This window comes from Pseudomonas sp. PDM21, assembly GCF_014852505.2.
GTDB lineage: Bacteria > Pseudomonadota > Gammaproteobacteria > Pseudomonadales > Pseudomonadaceae > Pseudomonas.
In genome coordinates this window covers 1,137,528-1,155,219 of record NZ_CM181223.1, presented here as the reverse complement: position 1 = coordinate 1,155,219, position 17,692 = coordinate 1,137,528, and the positions used below count along the sequence as shown (strand labels likewise).

Below are 17,692 nucleotides of genomic sequence, written 5' to 3'. Positions count from 1 at the left end.
CCCTATGATCCGACTTGAGCAAATCCTGACCCCCGGCCGTTCCCTCGTGAACGTGCCGGGCGGCAGCAAGAAACGTGTCCTCGAACAAATCGCCAACCTGGTGGCTCGCGAGCTGCCGGGTTTCGATTCCCAAGACATCTTCGACAGCCTGGTGGCCCGGGAACGCCTGGGCTCCACCGGCTTCGGCAATGGCATCGCCATTCCGCACTGCCGCCTCCCCGGCTGCCAGTCGCCTATCAGCGCCATCCTGCACCTTGACCACCCGGTAGACTTCGACGCCCTCGACGGCGCGCCGGTCGACCTGGTGTTCGTGCTGCTGGTGCCGGAAGCGGCCACCGAGGAGCACCTGGAACTGCTGCGGCAGATCGCCTCCATGCTCGACCGCTCCGACGTCCGCGACCGCCTGCGTCACGCCGCCAACGGCGAGGACCTGTACCGGATCGTCGTGGACTTCCAGAACAACGGGCACTGATCATGCGCCTGATCATCATCAGTGGGAGATCCGGCTCGGGCAAGAGCACTGCGCTCAACGTGCTCGAGGACAACGGCTTCTACTGCATCGACAACCTGCCGGCCAGCCTCCTCCCGGACCTGGCCCAGCGCGCACTGCTGCATACCGAGTTGCTGCACCCGCAGGTCGCCGTCTCCATCGACGCGCGCAACCTGCCCAGCCAGCTGCAGCGCTTCCCCGAGCTGCTGCAGGAAGCCCGCGACAAGCACATCCAGTGCGACGTGCTGTACCTCGATGCTGATGATGAGACGCTGCTCAAACGCTTCTCCGAGACTCGCCGGCGCCACCCACTGACCACCGACACCCGCTCCCTGGCCGAGGCCATCAGCGACGAGTCGAACCTGCTGGCGCCGATCGCCGACCTGGCCGATCTCAAGCTCAACACCACCAACCTGAACCTTTACCAGCTGCGCGACGTGCTCAAGCTGCGCCTGCTGAACAAGCCCGAACTGGGCACCGCCTTCCTGGTCGAATCCTTCGGCTTCAAGCGTGGCATGCCGGTGGACGCCGACCTGGTATTCGACGTGCGCTGCCTGCCCAATCCGTACTGGAAGCCCGAACTGCGCGAGCACACCGGGCTGGAAGCGGAAGTCCAGGAGTACCTGGCGGCGCAACCGGACGTCGAGGAGATGTACCAGGATATCCTCGCCTACCTGAACAAATGGCTGCCGCGCTTCGCCGCGAGCAACCGGGCCTACGTGACCATCGCCATCGGCTGCACCGGTGGCCAGCACCGCTCGACCTACATTGCCGAGCGCATTGGTCAGGCCCTCAAGGAAACTCTCACCAACGTACAGATTCGCCACCGCGACCTGAGCTAAGCAGCGACAGACAACAAAAGGACAGCCCCTCGCGATGCCCGCCCTCGAAGTCACCATCATCAACAAGCTTGGCCTGCACGCCCGCGCGGCGGCCAAATTCGTCGGCGTCGCAGGGCGGTTCCCCTGCCAGGTTCGCGTGGGCCGCAACCCGGAGAGTACGGTGGACGGCAAGAGCATCATGGCCGTGATGATGCTGGCCGCCGGCAAGGGCACCAATCTGCACCTCGCCGCCGACGGTGAGCAGGAAGACGAAGCGATCAAGGCGCTCGTCGACCTGATCAACAACTACTTCGACGAAGGCGAGTGACACGCCGGGCGCTCAGCCCAGCGAAGTGTCCAGCACCATCATCAGACAGAATCCGATGATTAGCCCCTGGGTGGCCTGCGCCGCGTGGCCGCGCCGCTGCGATTCGGGAATGATCTCGCGCACCACCACGTAGAGCATCGCGCCCGCCGCCGCGGCCAGCCCCCAGGGCAGGAACATCCGCGAGATGCCGATCAACCAGGCGCAAAGTACCGCGAACAGCGGCTCCACCAACCCGGAAGCCGCACCCGCCAGCGCCGCCTTGCCGCGCGAAACGCCCGCCCCGGCCAGCACCAGCGCGATCGCCAGCCCTTCGGGCACATCCTGCAGCGCGATCCCCAACGCCAGGCCGCCTGCGCCCTGCACCTCTCCTCCGGCAGCAACCCCCACGGCCATGCCTTCGGGAATGTTGTGCAGAACGATGGCGGCGACGAACAGCAGGATGCGCGCGGGCACCTTGCCTTCGGCCACGCCCTGAATATTCGCCTGGGCGTCTTCGAGCACCCGACCGAACACCGCCAGACCGAAGGCTCCCAGGGCCAGGCCAAGACTGACCAGCAGCGAGGCCAGCCAGGTCGGGCGCCCGGAAGCTTCCGCTGCCTCCAGCGCCGGCAGCAGTAGGGAAAAGGCCGTGGCGGCCAGCATGACCCCGGCGCCGAAGCCAAGCATGGTGTCGGCGATGCGCGCCGGCATGCTGCGCACCAGCAACACCGGCAGAGCGCCCAGGGCCGTCCCGAGCGCGCAGAGCATGCCGCCATGCAGGGCCAGGTACATCGGCGGAGACAGCTGCAGCCGCGCCAGTTCCATCAGGTGCTGGACCACGAGCACACCGCCGCCAAGGACGATGCTCAGTCCCAGCAACCAACGCAAATTGCGTCCTCCGCTTTCACGCAGACTCTGCACGATCAGACGCATGCTGCCGCCTTCGGTTTCATCCTTTACCTCGTGCCTGCTGGGCTACACGGTAGCGGCGCAGCACCTCCGGCCAGGCGACCACGTTGTAGAAAGCCGCAATATATTCCGGCCGGCGGTTCTGGTAACGCAGGTAGTAGGCGTGCTCCCAGACATCCAGGCCGAGGATCGGCAGGTTGCCCTGCATCAGCGGGCTGTCCTGGTTTCCACTGCTCTCTACGACCAGATGGCCCTGCGGATCGACGCTCAGCCATGCCCAGCCGCTGCCGAAGCGAGTCAGCGCCGCCTTGGTAAAAGCCTGGCAGAAGGCGTCGTAGCCGCCCAGTTCAGCGTCTATCGCCTGGCGAAGCTCTTCCTGCGGCTGGCCACCGCCATCCGGCGCCATCACGGTCCAGAACAGTGAATGGTTGGCGTGGCCGCCGCCGTTATTGATCACCGGCCCGCGCAGGGGGGCGGGAAGACTGTCTAGCTGCTGCAGCAGCTGCTCCACCGGCACTTCGGCGAATGCGGTGCCTTCCAGCGCGGCATTGAGGTTGTTGATGTAGGTCTGGTGGTGCTTGCTGTGGTGGATTTCCATGGTCTGCGCATCGATGTGCGGCTCCAGCGCAGCGTAGGCATAGGGCAAGGCAGGCAGGACGTGAGGCATCTTCAAACCTTCTATCAGTGGTAGCGCATCGACTCAGCGATAGCGCATCGACTAGTGGTAACGCATCGAATGCACGGCAGTGAACAGCCCCGGACGCAGCTCTACCGCACCCTGGCGGCGCAGCAGGCGCTGGGTGCGCGGGTAGGTGCCGTGTTCACCGATAAAGTTGAGCAGCTCGACGTAGGTGCGGCGGCTGTGCTGAACAGCAGCCGCACGCAATTCCGAGCATTTGCGCAGGTCCTCACCCAGCGCAAGCAGGCGCTCGTGGCAGGCGCAGAGGTACTCGGCGGTCTCTTCGGGCTGGCCCAGCTGTAAGTGCAGGTCGCCGAGGTTGTGGTGCGAGATGACGAAGGCCATCACCGCCTCCTCGGCGTCATGCCAGCGATCCAGCAGCACCTGTGCCAGCGCCAGAGCGTGGAGGTAGTGCTCACGGGCATCGATCAATTCCTGACGAATGAAGCAGCGGTTGCCCAGTTCGATGGTGCGTTGCCAATGACGCATGGCAGGTTCCTCCAGCGGATGGGGCGGACTCAGAGTCCGCCGGCGGTGAGCTTCTCGGGATCGAGCAGTTGCTCGAGGCGGGTACGGTCGAGATCCATGCCTTCTGAAACAGCGAACTCGAGCGCGACCTCGATGATCGGCCGGCCCTCGCGATAAGCCTGCTTGGCTATCTCCGCAGCCTTCTGGTAGCCGATGATCGGGTTCAGCGCGGTGACCAGGATCGGGTTGCGCGACAGCGCCTCGCGCAGGCTCGTCTCGTTGACCTTGAAGCTGGCGATGGCCTTGTCCGCCAGCAGGCGGCTGACGTTGGCCAGCAGGTGGATGCTGTGCAGCAGGTTGTCGGCGATCACCGGCAGCATCACGTTCAGCTCGAAGTTGCCGGACTGCCCGGCGACCGCGATGGTGGTGTCGTTGCCCATCACCTGGGCGGCGACCATGGCGGTGGCTTCGGGGATCACCGGGTTGACCTTGCCAGGCATGATCGAGGAGCCCGGCTGCAGTGCCTCCAGCTCGATCTCGGCAAGGCCGGCCAGCGGCCCGGAGTTCATCCAGCGCAGGTCGTTGGCGATCTTCATCAGCGCAACGGCCAGGGCCTTGAGCTGGCCGGAGGTGGCTACGGCAATGTCCTGCGCGCCGATCAGCGCGAAGAAGTCGTCGCCGGGGCGGAACAGCAGGCCGGTCAGGCCATTGAGTTCCTCGCAGAAGCGCGCGGAGAACTGCGGATGGGCGTTCACCCCGGTACCGACCGCAGTGCCACCCTGGGCTAGCTGCTGCAGCGCCGGCAGTTGTGCCTCGATACCCTGCAATGCTTGGCGCACCTGCTGGGCCCAGCCACCGAGTACCTGGCTCAGGCGTACCGGCATGGCGTCCATCAGATGGGTCCGGCCGGTCTTTACGTGCTGGTGAACAACCTTGGCTTTCCTCTCCAGGGTGGCATGCAGGTGGTCAAGCGCTGGCAGAAGATGCTGATGGATCTCCAGCGCCGCACTGATGTGGATGGTCGAGGGAATGATGTCGTTGCTGCTCTGCCCACAGTTGACCTGGTCGTTGGCATTAACCGGCTTGCCGAGGCGGCGGCTGGCAAGGGTCGCGACCACCTCGTTGGCATTCATGTTCGAACTGGTGCCCGAGCCGGTCTGGAACACGTCCACCGGGAAATGCTGCTGCAGATCACCGGCCAGCAGCTCTTCGCAGGCGGCGACGATGGCGGCGCCGGTTTCTGCGTCCAGCTGTTCCAGGCTGACATTGGCGCGCGCCGCGGCCGCCTTGGCCAGCAGCAGCGCGCGGATGAACGGACGCGGCATGCGCTGGCCGCTCACCGGGAAGTTGTTCACCGCCCGCTGCGTCTGGGCGCCGTACAGCGCCGAAGCCGGCACCTCCAGTTCGCCCATGCTGTCGCGTTCGATACGGCTGTCAGTCATTCTCGATTCCTTCTTGCAGTCTCAGGGAAGGCGCCATCTCCTGCTGCGCCATGCGCCGGGCCAGCAGGCACAGGCGTTGGCGCTGGGCGGTCGAAGTCGCCAGGCGTTGCAGTTCACGCAGAGGGAGATAGGCGTGGTCCAGGCAGAGCACGCGCCAGTGCCAGGGCAGCGCGATGTCGCGGCTGCTGTCGAGCAGCAGCCCGAAGCACTTCTCGAACAGGCGCCAGGCCGGCACCGGCTCCCAGGCGGCCAGGTAGCGCGCTTCGCCGAGATACTGCTCGATCAGGCGCGGCTCGTTCGGCTCCAGCGCACAGCGGATACGCGTGCCCAGGCGATACCAGCGGTCGGTGATTGAACTGTCGATTTCGGCGAACATGGCAATCTCTCAATCGATAATGAGATTGATTATTGTTTCCGAAAGACAAAAAAACAAGCCGCCCGAACGCATTGCGCGGAGTGGCTCGCCTGGAGAAGGGAATCGAAGAAGGGCTGAAAGCCGCGGCCAGCAGGGCCGCGGCGACTGGATCAGTTGCCGGCGACCATCATCTTTTCGATGAGCACGGAGCCGGTATGCAGGTTGCCTCGGTACTCCACATCGTTGCCGATGGCGACGATATTGCGGAACAGGTCGCGCAGGTTGGCGGCGATGGTGACTTCCTGCACCGGGAACTGGATTTCGCCATTCTCGACCCAGTAACCGCCAGCGCCACGGGAGTAGTCGCCGGTCACCAGGTTGACGCCCTGCCCCATCAGCTCCGTGACCAGCAGACCACGGCCCATGCGGCGGATCAGGGCGGCCTGGTCCTCATCGCCATGGCTGACGAACAGGTTGTGTACGCCACCGGAGTTGGCCGTGCTGGGCATGCCCAGCTTGCGGCCGGAGTAGGTGCCGAGCACGTACGACACCAGATCGCCGCCCTCGACGAAGGGCTTGGCGTAGGTCGCCAGGCCATCGTTGTCGAACGAGGCGCTGCCCAGCGCACCGCGCAGCAGTGGGCGTTCGTCCAGGGTCAGCCATTCCGGAAACAACCGCTGGCCCAGCGCGCCTTCGAGGAACGACGACTTGCGGTACAGGCTGCCGCCGGAGATGGCACCGAGGAAATGGCCGAACAGGCCCACCGCGACTTCCGGGGCGAACAGCACCGGCACTTCGGCGGTCGGCACCGGGCGCGCGCCGAGACGGCTGGCGGCGCGCTCGGCGGCGCGACGGCCGATGGATTCTGGAGTGGCCAGCAACTCGCCGCGACGGTTCACGTCGTACCAGTAGTCGCGCTGCATCTGCCCTTCCAGCTCGGCGATCATCACGCAACTCAGGCTGTGGCGGGTGCTGGCGTAACCGCCGACGAAGCCGTGGCTGTTGCCGTAGACGCGGCAGCCCTGGTGGGTATTCAGCGTGGTGCCGTCGGCCTTGGTGACGCGCTTGTCGGTGGCGAACGCAGCGGCCTCGCAGGCCAGCGCGCGCTCGATGGCCTGGTCAGGGGTGATCGACCAGCCGTGGTACAGGTCCAGGTCCGGCAGGTCGCGCGCCATCAGCGCCGGGTCCGCCAGGCCGGCACAATCGTCTTCGGAAGCGTGCTTGGCAATCGCCAGCGCCGCCGCCACGGTCTCGCGAATAGCATCCGCGCCGGTGGCCGAGGTGCTCGCGGAGCCCTTGCGCTGGCCGACGTAGAGGGTGATGCCGAAGCCCTGGTCGCGATTGAACTCGACGGTCTCGACTTCGCCCTGGCGCACCGAGGTCGACAGCCCTTGCTCCACCGACACCGCCACCTCGCAGGCGCTGGCGCCCTGCCGGGTGGCCTCGGCGATGATCCGCTCGACCTGCTCGCGCAGTTCGGGAAGGACCTCCGGGCTCACTGCCGGGTTGTGTTCGCTCATTGCATGCCTCTCCTGTTCATGGTCCGGCCCCGCCATCAGGCGGCGGCGACCGGCGCGGGCCGGACAAGCGGCCCCTGACTCGTTATCATGGCGGCGTTTTCAACGAGACCCCCGCCATGGCTGAAATTCACGATGACGACTCGTCCTTCGATGAGAAGAGCAAGTCGCAAGTAAAACGCGAAATGCACGCGCTGCAGGAACTCGGCGAGCGCCTGACCACGCTCAAGGCCGACATGCTCGACCGCATGCCGCTTACCGATCCGCTGCGCCGCGCACTGGAAGAAGCTCCCAAGCACAAGGCCAACGCCGCCAAGAAACGCCACCGGCAGTTCATCGGCAAGCTGATGCGCGACCAGGATGTCGAGGCCATCCTCGCCCTGCTGGAGCAGGTAGATACCTCGACCCGCCAGTACAACGAACGCTTCCACGCCCTGGAGCGCTGGCGCGACCACCTGATCACCGGCGGTGACGCCGCGCTGTCGGCCTTCTTCGGCGAATACCCGGAAAGCGACCGCCAGCATCTGCTCCAGCTGATCCGCCACGCCCAGCATGAGGCCGCTCACAACAAGCCTCCGGCCGCAGCGCGGAAGATCTTCAAATACATCCGCGAGCTGGACGAGCTGAAACGCGGCCTGCGCTGAGCGGCCGCGCCCTTCCCTTCCAGCCCCACCGGCAATGGCCTCAGCCGCCCGTGCCGCCGACGGTGATGGCGTCGATTTTCAGGGTCGGCTGACCGACACCGACCGGCACGGACTGGCCGTCCTTGCCGCAGGTACCCACGCCGCTGTCCAGCGCCAGGTCGTTGCCGACCATGGACACCCGGCTCATCACTTCCGGACCGTTGCCGATCAGGGTCGCGCCCTTCACCGGGCGGGTGATTTTGCCGTTCTCGATCAGGTAGGCCTCACTGGTGGCGAAGACAAACTTCCCGCTGGTGATATCTACCTGGCCGCCGCCGAGGTTCGCGCAGTAGATGCCGCGCTCGACGCTGGCGATGATCTCTTCCGGATCGCTCTGCCCGGCCAGCATGTAGGTGTTGGTCATTCGCGGCATCGGCAGGTGCGCATAGGACTCGCGGCGGCCGTTGCCAGTGCGCGCCACGCCCATCAGGCGGGCGTTGAGCTTGTCCTGCATGTACCCCTTGAGGATGCCGTTCTCGATCAGCACGTTGCAGTTGGTCGGCGTGCCCTCGTCGTCCACCGACAGCGAACCACGACGGCCGGCGATGGTGCCGTCGTCGACGATGGTGCACAGGCTGGAAGCGACCTTCTCGCCGATGCGCCCGCTGTAGTTGGAGCTGCCCTTGCGATTGAAGTCGCCTTCCAGGCCGTGGCCCACGGCTTCGTGCAGCAGCACCCCGGACCACCCGGCACCCATCACCACCGGCAGGCTGCCGGCTGGCGCGGGCACCGCTTCGAGGTTGACCAGGGCCTGGCGCAGCGCCTCGCGGGCGTAGCTCATGGCGCGGTCTTCCTGGAGGAAATATTTGTAATCGGTACGCCCGCCGCCGCCGTGACCGCCACGCTCGCGGCGGCCGTTCTGCTCGACGATGACGCTGACGTTGAAGCGCACCAGCGGGCGGATGTCCGCGGCCAGCGAACCGTCCGCCGCAGCGATCAGCACCTGGTCCCAGACGCCGGCGAGGCTGACAGTGACCTGCTGGATGCGCGGATCGAGGGCGCGGGTGGCGGCGTCGATCTTCTGCAGCAGCTCCACCTTATCGGCGCGGCTCATGACGTCCAGCGGGTTCTCGCCGGCATACAGGCGGGTCGGCACCACGGCCTGGAACGCCTGCACCTTGCCGTTCTGCCCGGCGCGGGAGATCGAACGGGCGGCGCGGGCGGCCTGGATCAGCGCTTCATGGTTGATCGCGTTGCTGTAGGCGAAGCCGGTCTTCTCGCCGGACTGCGCGCGCACACCGACGCCCTGGTCCATGTGGAAGCTGCCTTCCTTGACGATGCCGTCTTCGAGCATCCAGGACTCGGAAACCTGGCTCTGGAAGTACAGGTCGGCGGCGTCGATACCGGGGCCGCTCAGCTCGTGCAGGATCGGCGACAGCTGGTCGATATCCAGACCACCGGGGGCCAGCAGGTGCTGACTGACGGATGACAACAGTTCGCTCATATTCACTCCGTACGCGCCGGTCGTGGTTCGACCGGCGGGAAAAATCTTCGGTGCCGGGCAATCGGCATGCGCTGCCGGACCGCCGCCTGTTCCTCACTGTCGCGCTCGGCGAGCAGCACGGCCTCGCCCTTGGCCTGTTCGGCGAGGATACGCCCCCAGGGGTCGACAATCGCCGACTGGCCCCAGGTTTCCCGTCCTTTGGGGTGGGTACCGCCCTGCCCGGCCGCCAGCAGGTAGCACTGGGTCTCGATGGCGCGGGCGCGGACGAGGATTTCCCAGTGCGCCGCACCGGTCACCGCGGTGAAGGCCGCCGGGGCGCTGATCAGTTCCGCGCCAGCCTCGCGCAGCGCAGTGTAGAGCTCGGGGAAGCGCAGGTCGTAGCAGACCGTCATTCCCAGGCGCCCAACCGGCGTATCCGCCACCACCACGCGCTGACCGAAGGCGTAGTCGTCCGACTCGCGATAGCGGCCACGGGCGTCGGCGACGTCCACGTCGAACAGGTGCAGCTTGTCGTAGCGCGCCGCCACTTCGCCGCGTTCGTCCACCAGCAGCGAACAGGCGTTGGCCTTCGCGTCCGACTGGCCTTCGGGCGGCAGCGGAAGGGTGCCGGCGACTATCCACAACCTGAGGTCGCGGGCGGTGCTTTTCAACCAGGGCAGGATCGGCCCGATGCCCAGCGCTTCGGCACGGCCGATCTCCGCGAGATCGCGGCGGCCCATGGCGGCGAAGTTCTCTGGCAGTACCGCGAGGCGCGCACCACCCTCGGCGGCCTGCTCGAGCAGGCGACGGGCGGCGGCGAGATTGGCCAGGACATCGTCCTGGCTGACCATCTGGATGACGGCAATGGACATGCTGAGCTCCGTCGGTGTCTGGGTTTCATGCTAACTGAAGCCCGGGCTTTCTGCTCAATTGAGGGGCTCAATGAGGCTTTTCGAAAGGTTTCTCGAAAGCGATGGTGGGGCTCTGCCACGGGCCCTTGACGCTGTACTGCACACTGGCGAAGCGCGCGACCTTGTCGCCCAGCAGCTTGTCCACCACGAACAGCGCCCCACCAATGGCCGGCGCGCCGACGATCAGCGCCGCCAGCGGTAGGTTGTTGGTCACCGGCAAGGTCACCAGCAGCTTGGCGTCGATCTGGTCGTGGGCCAGGTCCAGGGTGCCGTTGAGTTCCAGGTTGCTCGACGGTCCGTCCAGGCGCAGCGGCTCGCGGGTGAAGTAGACGCCATCGGTGGCAGTGAGCACGCCCTTCACCCGGTCGTAGCTCAGGCCCTTGCCCAGCAGGTCGGAGAAGTCCAGGCGCAGGCGGCGGTTGATGGCGTTGAAGTTGAGCAGGCCGAATACGCGCAAGGCATTGGCGCCGCCCTCCACTTCGACGAACTGGCCCTTGCGCAGGCTGGCGTCCAGGGTGCCGCCGAAACGCCGCAGGTTCAGCGCCGCCGGGGAGCCCGGCCAGTTGCCATTGATGTCCACGCGGAAGCGCTCGCTGGTCACGCTGGGCGCGAAGTCCCAGGCCTTGAGCACATCGCCCATATTCTTGCCTTCAAGCTGACCCTGGAAGGTGCTGCGCGCGCTCGCCTCCATGCCGTCCCAGCGCAGGTTGCCCTTCACCAACAGGCCGCGCAGGTCCAGGTTGACGTCGTTGAAGCCAACCCCGGTGGGTGTCGGCCGCACGTTGAAGCTCCAGGCACCGACTGGCTTGCCAGCCTTCAGCACCTGGCGAATGCTCACGTCCATCGGCGGCAGGGTACGCGGATCGATCTTCGCCAGCGGGTCCGGCGCCTCCACTGCCTTCTCGGAATCGATGGCCTCGCCCTTGGGCAGGTCGATGCGATCCAGAGCGATCTGGATCGGCTTTACCTTGCTGTCGGGCAGGGTGACCTTGCCGGAGACCAGTGAGCTGACCAGTCCGACCTGCCAGCTGCTGTCGACGCGCGCCAGGTCCAGCGTGAGGTTTTCCAGGGTCTGGCCGAAGCCCGTGAAGCGACCGATCTGTAGGTCCGCTCCACGCAACAGGCCAGCGGCGCCTTCGACACCGGTATTGGAGTACTTCTTCGCAACGGCCATCCAGGCATCGGCGTCGACTTCGTCGATCTTGCCGCGCACCTGCACGCCGCTCCAGTTGGGCAGCACGGCCGGATCGCCACCCAGGCGCAGCACTCCACGCCCGGCCAGCGGCTGCTCCACCGGCGCGGCGTAGGCCAGGCTGGCGCGGTCGCCATAGGTCGCCCAGTAACGCCGCTCGGCGCCGTCCAGGGTCATGCGCCATTCGCTCTCGCGGGTCTCCTGCGCCGCTTTGCCCAGCGGCGCCGGCAGGTCGATGGTGACGCCCTGCAGGTTCGAAGCGACCTGCAACTGGCTGTCCTTGCCGTCGAGCAGCAGGTTGAGCTGGAAGGGAATGCGTCCGTCCACCGGCAACTGCTTCTGCACCTTGCCCCACTCGAGCAGGGACTTGACCGGCACCTGGCCACCCACCAGCACCCGAGTGCGCGGGACGCCGTTGCGGCCTTCGGCACGAATGCTGCCGGTGACACGAGCGCCCAGCACCTGGGCCGCGATGTTCTGTCCACTCAGGCCGCTGTCGGTGTCATAGCGGAACTTGCCCTTGACCTGTTCGAGGGCAAGTTCGGGCTTGGCAATCTTCAACTTTGCCTTGTCGGTGTCGAAGTCGACTATCACCCGTGCCTTGCTCGCCTCGCCCTTGGCCAGGGGAATATCGAGGTTGAGGTGGCCGTTCAGGTCACCGGAGCCTTCCCAGCCGGCGAAGGTATGGGTCGCACCGATCGGCGAATCCTGGAGAATCTTCAGGCCATCGACGAGGTTGCTGTCGATGTCGCCATTCACATGCAGGTGGGCGACTTCGCCCGGGTCCGAATGGGGAATCTCCACCGACACATCGCGCACCTGGCTGTTGAGGATCTGCCCGCTGCTGGCGTTGATGCTGACACCGGTGTCCTCGACCCGCACCTCGCCCTCGGCCTTGCTCAGGCCGGGCCAGCCGGGCTGGTAGTCGAGCACGCCATCGTGGACCTTGAAATACAGGGTCATGGCGTGGGCTTCGGGCGCCGATCCCTTCTGCAGCGAGCCCTGCCAGAGGAAATAGCCCTGCTCGATGCGACCGCTCTTGATCGAACCCTTCAGCCAGGCGGCAAGGTCCTTGCTCATCTGCGGGATGACGGTCGGCAGGTACTTGCCGGTGTAGCGCGCATCACCATTGCTCATGCCGACTCGCAGGTCCATGTAGTCCTCCAGCGCCGGGTCGCGCATCAGGCGGATCAGCATGTCACCGGCGATGGTGCCCTCCTCGCCCTCCACCTGCATCAGGTGGCTGCCGAGGGTAAAGGCCTCGTCGTTGAGCTTGAAGAACATGCGCGTGTGCGCAGTGCGGTAGTGCCAGGGCTCCGGGAAGAGGGTTGCCAGGTGAAGCATGAAGTTCTGGGCGTTGGCATCCAGCGTGCCGCCTTCCAGGTTGCCGCGCAGGGTGCCATCGACATTGGCCACGGCGGGCACGTCATGGAAGGCGCTGACGCCAACCTTCTCCAGGTTGGTGGCATAGGCAACGCGCTCGGCGCCCTCGCGCTGCGGCCAGTAATCGAAGTTGACGTTGTGCAGCACGCCCTGCGGCTTGAGGCCGTCGAGCCACTCGATGGCCTTGTCCGGCAGCGGCGCCAGGGCGGTGATGGTCGGCCCCAGCGGGGTCAGGTCGAGGCGGTCGGCGCGCAGCTGCCAGTGCTCCTCGTCCTTCATCCGGCGAGTCAGCTCCAGCTCCACCTCGCCCCAGCGAGTTTCGCCGAGGTTCGCCGCCAGATCGGCAACGCGCAGATCGAAATCGTCGCCATTACGCTGGAAAAACAGGCTGACGCCCAGGTCACTCAGGCTCAGCGGTTTGCGATCGCCCAGCGCCGCGTCGATCTTCGGCGCGTTCAGGCGCGCCACAGCCGACACCGGCACGCCCTTGTCGATGGTCGCCCAGAGTTCGCCGCCGGCCTTGGCCTGGGACAGCTTCCAGGCTCCAGTGAGGCGCTCAGGCAACCACTTGGCCCAATCGGCCTGGGGCAGGCTGAGGTACAACTGGGCCGAACTCTTTGCCCAGTCGTCACGGTTCAGGCGGGCTTCCAGGCGCGCCGCCACCGGCTCGCCGCCGGGCAGGCTGAGACGTGCTTCCAGACGCTGGCGGCTGCCGCTGCGCAGGGTCATGCCGACGTAGGTCAGCGACAGCGGGTTGGCCTGCTGCGGCAGTACGGTCAGTTGGCTGTCCATCAGCGACAGGCGACGCGGGGTCAGCAGCAGGTCGATGAGCTTGCGCGGATCGGTGTCGCCGCCGCGGCTGGGCAGGCCATCGGCGTGCCACTTGCCGTCCTCGTCCTCGCGCAGGGTCAGGTGCAGACCTTCCAGTTCCAGGCTGTCGATGCGCGGCTGGCGCGCCATTACGCTGCCGAGGATGTCCGGAGTCAGACGTACCCGTTCCAGACGCAGGGAGTCATTGCCCTCGCCCAGTTGGATATCGCGCACCACGATGATCGGGCTGAAGGCATGCCAGTGCCCCTCCAGCGCGCCAATGGCCACCGGCAGGCCCAGCTGTTCGCTGGCCTTCTGCGCCAGGTCATCGCGGTACTCCGCCACCAGCGGCACCAGTTGCCGCCCGAGGCTGACGTAGAGCGCGAGCAGCACCAGTCCCAGCGCCAGGAGGCCCAGAATGATGCGCAGGGAAGTGGCGAACAGGCGGCCGGCACGCTCCATGTCAGCCGGCTGCCTGTGAAGTGAAGCGAAGGGTCATCGAGCGGCCTCCCAGCCAGGCAATGTCGAACCAGGTCTGACAGTGTGCGTCAGGCAAAGCTCCAAAAAACCCCATTGCACGACGGCCTCCTGCCCGAATCCCAGACTATGCGATCCGCCGCTCAAAGCAGGACCACGTCGTACTGCTCCTGGGAATACATGGCCTCGACCTGGAACTTGATGGGGCGACCGATGAACAGCTCCAGGTCCGCGACATTACCCGACTCCTCGTCGAGCAGGCGATCCACCACCTTCTGATTGGCCAGCACCAGATAGGAATTGGCCTGGTAGGCGCGAGCCTCGCGAAGAATCTCGCGGAATATCTCGTAGCAGATGGTTTCGGCAGTCTTCAGCATGCCGCGCCCCTGGCAGCTCGGGCAGGGCTCGCAGAGCACCTGCACCAGGCTTTCGCGGGTGCGCTTGCGGGTCATCTGCACCAGGCCCAGCTCGGTGATGCCGATGATGTTGGTCTTGGCATGGTCGCGTTCGAGCTGCTTCTCCAGGGTCCGCAGGACCTGGCGGCGGTGCTCCTCGTCTTCCATGTCGATGAAGTCGATGATGATGATCCCGCCCAGGTTGCGCAGGCGCAGCTGGCGGGCAATGGCGGTGGCCGCCTCGAGGTTGGTCTTGAAGATGGTCTCTTCGAGGTTGCGATGGCCGACGAAGGCGCCGGTGTTCACGTCGATGGTGGTCATCGCTTCAGTCGGGTCGATGATCAGGTAGCCACCGGACTTGAGCAGCACCTTGCGCTCCAGCGCCTTCTGCACCTCGTCCTCGACCCCATAGAGGTCGAAAATCGGCCGCTCACCCGGGTAGTGCTCCAGACGGTCAGCGATTTCCGGCATCAGTTCTTCGACGAACTGCGTGATTTTCTGGAAGTTCTCCCGGGAATCGACACGGATCTTCTCGATGCGCGGGTTCACCAGGTCGCGTAGGGTGCGCAGGGCCAGGGAAAGGTCTTCGTAGATCATCGTCGGCGCGCCGACGGTCTGGATCTGCGCGTCGATCTGATCCCAGAGGCGGCGCAGATAGCGGATATCGGCGAGGATCTCGTCTTCACCCGCGCCCTCGGCAGCGGTACGCAGGATGAACCCGCCGCGCTCGACGATACCCTCCGCCTCGACGCACTTGGCGACCACCTGCTTGAGGCGCTCGCGTTCGTGCTCGTCCTCGATCTTCAGGGAAATGCCGACGTGGCTGGTGCGCGGCATGTAGACCAGATAGCGCGAGGGGATCGACAGGTGCGTGGTGAGGCGCGCGCCCTTGGTACCGATGGGATCTTTGGTGACCTGCACCACCAGGCTCTGCCCTTCGTGGACCAGCGCACCGATGCTTTCCACCGCGCTGCCTTCGCGGGTGGAAATCTCCGCAGCGTGGATGAAGGCTGCACGTTCCAGGCCGACGTCGACGAAGGCCGCCTGCATGCCGGGCAGCACGCGCACTACCTTGCCCTTATAGATGTTGCCGACGATCCCGCGGCGCAGTGTGCGCTCGACATGGACCTCTTGCAGGACGCCGTTCTCCACCACCGCCACGCGCGATTCCATCGGCGTGATATTGATCAGGATCTCTTCGCTCATGCGCCCTTCCTTATCGCGCCCGGAGTCGTGCCAGCGCTACTTTTCGATCAAGACTGCCAGCTGGGGATGGAGAAGTCAGCCAGCAATGCCGAGGTTTCGCAAAGAGGCAGGCCGACCACAGCGCTGTAGCTGCCCTCAACGCGGCTGACGAAGACCGCCGCAAGCCCCTGGATAGCATAGCCACCGGCTTTATCCTGCGGCTCGCCGGTTTCCCAATAGCGCTCGGCTTCCTCGGCGGAAACCGCGCGGAAGGCCACGCGGCTGCTGACCACGCACGCCTCGCAGCGATCCCGGTCGGCAACCGCCACGGCGGTCAGCACTTCGTGCTCGCGGCCGGACAGGGCCTGCAGCATGGAGAGGGCGTCGTCGCGATCGACCGGCTTGCCGAGAATACGGCCATCCAGCACCACGGCGGTATCGGCGCCAAGCACGCAGACGTCGGCGCGCTGGGCAAGGAAGTTCAGCCCGGCCAGCGCCTTGCCACGCGCCAGACGCTCTACATAGGCATGCGCCGACTCGCCGGACGCGGGCGTTTCATCGATGGACGCGGGCACTATATGGAACGGCAGGCCGATCTGGGTGAGCAGCTCGCGGCGGCGCGGCGAACTGGAGGCGAGGTACAGCTGGGCCATCAGGGACTCCGAAGCGGGCCCGCGCAACGCGGGCCCGGCGATTCCCCCGCAAGGGGGCGATCAGTTGATGTTCAGGCGCAGCCGCAGGGCCCGCAGCAGTGTGTAGACCCAGGGCCAGAGCAAGGCGCTGACCAATGCCGGCAGGAGAAACACCAGGGTCGGCGGGCGGTTGCCGGTCAGGGCGCTGATCCACAACTGGACCAGTTGGGCAAGACCGTAGACCACCAGCAACACCAGGCACTGCTGCCAGATGGGGAACATGCGCAGGCGCTGGTGCAGCGACAGCACCAGACAGATGATCAGGCTGAGGATCAGGGCGTTCTGCCCCAGCAGGCTGCCGTAGAGCACGTCCTCGGCGACGCCGAACACCCAGGCGGTCAGCATGCCGACCTTGTGCGGCAGGTAGAGCACCCAGTAGGTGAGGAACATCGCCAGCCACAGCGGGCGGCCGATCTCCATGAAGCTGGGCATCGGCGCCACCGACAGCAGCAACGCCGCCAGCAGGGTGAGCCAGATGGCCCAGCCGTTGTTCGAGCCCTGCGCCGCCATCAGTGACGGGCCCTTTCATCCGGGTGCGATGCCGGGGCACCCGCAGGCGCGGCAGGCGCCGTACCGTTGGTGCCGGCCGGGTGGGCTGGCTGCGTGGCGGGAGCGGCAGGAGCAGCGGGCTGCGCGCCGTCATGCGGCTGGGCTGCCGGAGCACCTGGTGCAGGCTGTGCCGGCGCGCCGGACTCGGCGGCCTTGCGATCGGCCTCGGCCTGGGCCTCGGCGGCATCGGTGGCGCGCTGCTCTGGGGTACGGCTGTCGCTGAACACCAGCAGCACGTAGCGGCTGCGGTTCATCTTGGCGGTCGGCACGGCGCGGATGGTGGCGAACGGCCCGCCCGTGTCGTGCAGGACTTCCTTCACCACTGCCACCGGATAGCCGGCCGGGAAGCGCTGGCCAAGGCCGGAGCTGACCAGCAGGTCACCTTCCTTGATGTCGGCGGTATCGGCGACGTAGCGCAGCTCCAGACGCTCCGGATTGCCGGTGCCCACGGCGATGGCGCGCAGGCCATTGCGGTTCACCTGCACCGGAATGCTATGGGTGGTGTCGGTCAGCAGCAGCACGCGCGCGGTGTAGGGCATGACCTCGACCACCTGGCCCATCAGGCCGCTGGCGTCGAGCACGGGCTGGCCCTGGAACACGCCGTCCTTCTCGCCCTTGTCGATCAGGATGCGCTGGGTGAAGGGGTTCGGGTCGACACCGATCAGCTCGCCCACCAGCACCTTGTCGTCGACCAGAGCGGAAGAGTTGAGCAGCTCGCGCAGGCGTACGTTCTGTTCGGTGAGGGTGGCGAGCTTCTGCAGACGGCGCTGCATCAGCAGTTGCTCGGCCTTCAGGCGCTCGTTCTCGGCCAGCAGCTCGCTGCGGCTGGTGAACTGGTCGCGCACGCCTTCCCACGCACGAACGGGGAAGTCGGCGATGCCATAGAAGGGACTCAGCACGAGGCCCATCTGGCTGCGTACCGGTTTCAGATAATCGAAGCGGGCATCGACCACCATCAAGGCGACCGACAGGACAGCGAGCACCAGAAGGCGCGCGCCCAGCGA

17 protein-coding genes are annotated in these 17,692 nt (G+C 66.1%); 4 read left to right on the top strand and 13 right to left on the bottom strand.

Annotation, left to right across the window (positions count from 1 at the left end):
• Positions 1-4: 4 nt before the first annotated feature.
• From ptsN to IB275_RS05530, 3 genes are read left to right on the top strand one after another with little or no spacing between them, the layout of a single operon-like run.
• Positions 5-472 (top strand): PTS IIA-like nitrogen regulatory protein PtsN, encoded by a 468-nt coding sequence (ptsN, locus tag IB275_RS05540; protein ID WP_037009823.1) that lies wholly within the window; start codon positions 5-7, stop codon positions 470-472.
• A gap of 2 nt (positions 473-474) precedes the next feature.
• Positions 475-1,332 (top strand): RNase adapter RapZ, encoded by an 858-nt coding sequence (gene rapZ / locus IB275_RS05535; RefSeq protein ID WP_138212280.1) that lies wholly within the window; start codon positions 475-477, stop codon positions 1,330-1,332.
• Positions 1,333-1,366: 34 nt separating this feature from the next.
• Complete coding sequence (locus tag IB275_RS05530) at positions 1,367-1,639, top strand: HPr family phosphocarrier protein (RefSeq protein ID WP_192290014.1); 273 nt, start codon at positions 1,367-1,369, stop codon at positions 1,637-1,639.
• 12 nt (positions 1,640-1,651) lie between these two features.
• Here IB275_RS05530 and IB275_RS05525 read toward each other — a convergent pair whose 3' ends face one another.
• The 6 genes from IB275_RS05525 to pmbA all read right to left on the bottom strand — a co-directional run bounded on the left by IB275_RS05525 (position 1,652) and on the right by pmbA (position 6,991).
• Complete coding sequence (locus IB275_RS05525) at positions 1,652-2,545, bottom strand: ZIP family metal transporter (RefSeq protein WP_405306978.1); 894 nt, start codon at positions 2,543-2,545, stop codon at positions 1,652-1,654.
• 22 nt (positions 2,546-2,567) lie between these two features.
• Positions 2,568-3,194 carry a superoxide dismutase gene (locus tag IB275_RS05520; protein ID WP_192290018.1) on the bottom strand — a complete coding sequence of 209 codons (627 nt, stop codon included), beginning with the start codon at positions 3,192-3,194 and terminating at the stop codon, positions 2,568-2,570.
• 51 nt (positions 3,195-3,245) lie between these two features.
• Complete coding sequence (locus IB275_RS05515) at positions 3,246-3,695, bottom strand: DUF2753 family protein (protein WP_192290020.1); 450 nt, start codon at positions 3,693-3,695, stop codon at positions 3,246-3,248.
• Between the two features lie 29 nt (positions 3,696-3,724).
• Complete coding sequence (fumC, locus tag IB275_RS05510) at positions 3,725-5,116, bottom strand: class II fumarate hydratase FumC (protein ID WP_192290022.1); 1,392 nt, start codon at positions 5,114-5,116, stop codon at positions 3,725-3,727.
• Complete coding sequence (locus IB275_RS05505) at positions 5,109-5,492, bottom strand: FagA protein (RefSeq protein WP_192290025.1); 384 nt, start codon at positions 5,490-5,492, stop codon at positions 5,109-5,111. The genes fumC and IB275_RS05505 overlap by 8 nt, the downstream gene beginning before the upstream one ends.
• A gap of 149 nt (positions 5,493-5,641) precedes the next feature.
• Positions 5,642-6,991 carry a metalloprotease PmbA gene (gene pmbA, locus IB275_RS05500; protein ID WP_192290027.1) on the bottom strand — a complete coding sequence of 450 codons (1,350 nt, stop codon included), beginning with the start codon at positions 6,989-6,991 and terminating at the stop codon, positions 5,642-5,644.
• Positions 6,992-7,107: 116 nt separating this feature from the next.
• Between pmbA and yjgA the strand changes: the two genes are divergently transcribed.
• A complete protein-coding gene (gene yjgA, locus IB275_RS05495) occupies positions 7,108-7,632 on the top strand; it encodes a ribosome biogenesis factor YjgA (RefSeq protein ID WP_024766553.1) in 525 nt (174 codons plus the stop codon).
• A 40-nt stretch (positions 7,633-7,672) separates the two neighbouring features.
• Here yjgA and tldD read toward each other — a convergent pair whose 3' ends face one another.
• The 7 genes from tldD to mreC all read right to left on the bottom strand — a co-directional run bounded on the left by tldD (position 7,673) and on the right by mreC (position 17,671).
• Positions 7,673-9,115, bottom strand: coding sequence for a metalloprotease TldD (gene tldD, locus IB275_RS05490; RefSeq protein ID WP_192290029.1), 1,443 nt, complete (start codon positions 9,113-9,115; stop codon positions 7,673-7,675).
• Between the two features lie 2 nt (positions 9,116-9,117).
• Entirely contained in the window at positions 9,118-9,966 is an 849-nt protein-coding gene (locus tag IB275_RS05485; protein ID WP_192290031.1) for a carbon-nitrogen hydrolase family protein, read from the bottom strand.
• 67 nt (positions 9,967-10,033) lie between these two features.
• A complete protein-coding gene (locus IB275_RS05480; RefSeq protein WP_192290032.1) occupies positions 10,034-13,852 on the bottom strand; it encodes a YhdP family protein in 3,819 nt (1,272 codons plus the stop codon).
• 158 nt (positions 13,853-14,010) lie between these two features.
• On the bottom strand, positions 14,011-15,468 hold the full coding sequence (rng, locus tag IB275_RS05475; protein WP_045209573.1) for a ribonuclease G: 1,458 nt from the start codon (positions 15,466-15,468) through the stop codon (positions 14,011-14,013).
• 47 nt (positions 15,469-15,515) lie between these two features.
• Entirely contained in the window at positions 15,516-16,100 is a 585-nt protein-coding gene (locus tag IB275_RS05470; protein WP_192290034.1) for a Maf family protein, read from the bottom strand.
• A gap of 60 nt (positions 16,101-16,160) precedes the next feature.
• Positions 16,161-16,649 carry a rod shape-determining protein MreD gene (gene mreD, locus IB275_RS05465; RefSeq protein ID WP_138212270.1) on the bottom strand — a complete coding sequence of 163 codons (489 nt, stop codon included), beginning with the start codon at positions 16,647-16,649 and terminating at the stop codon, positions 16,161-16,163.
• Positions 16,649-17,671 (bottom strand): rod shape-determining protein MreC, encoded by a 1,023-nt coding sequence (gene mreC / locus IB275_RS05460; RefSeq protein ID WP_494514424.1) that lies wholly within the window; start codon positions 17,669-17,671, stop codon positions 16,649-16,651. The genes mreD and mreC overlap by 1 nt, the downstream gene beginning before the upstream one ends.
• Between the last annotated feature and the right edge of the window lie 21 nt (positions 17,672-17,692).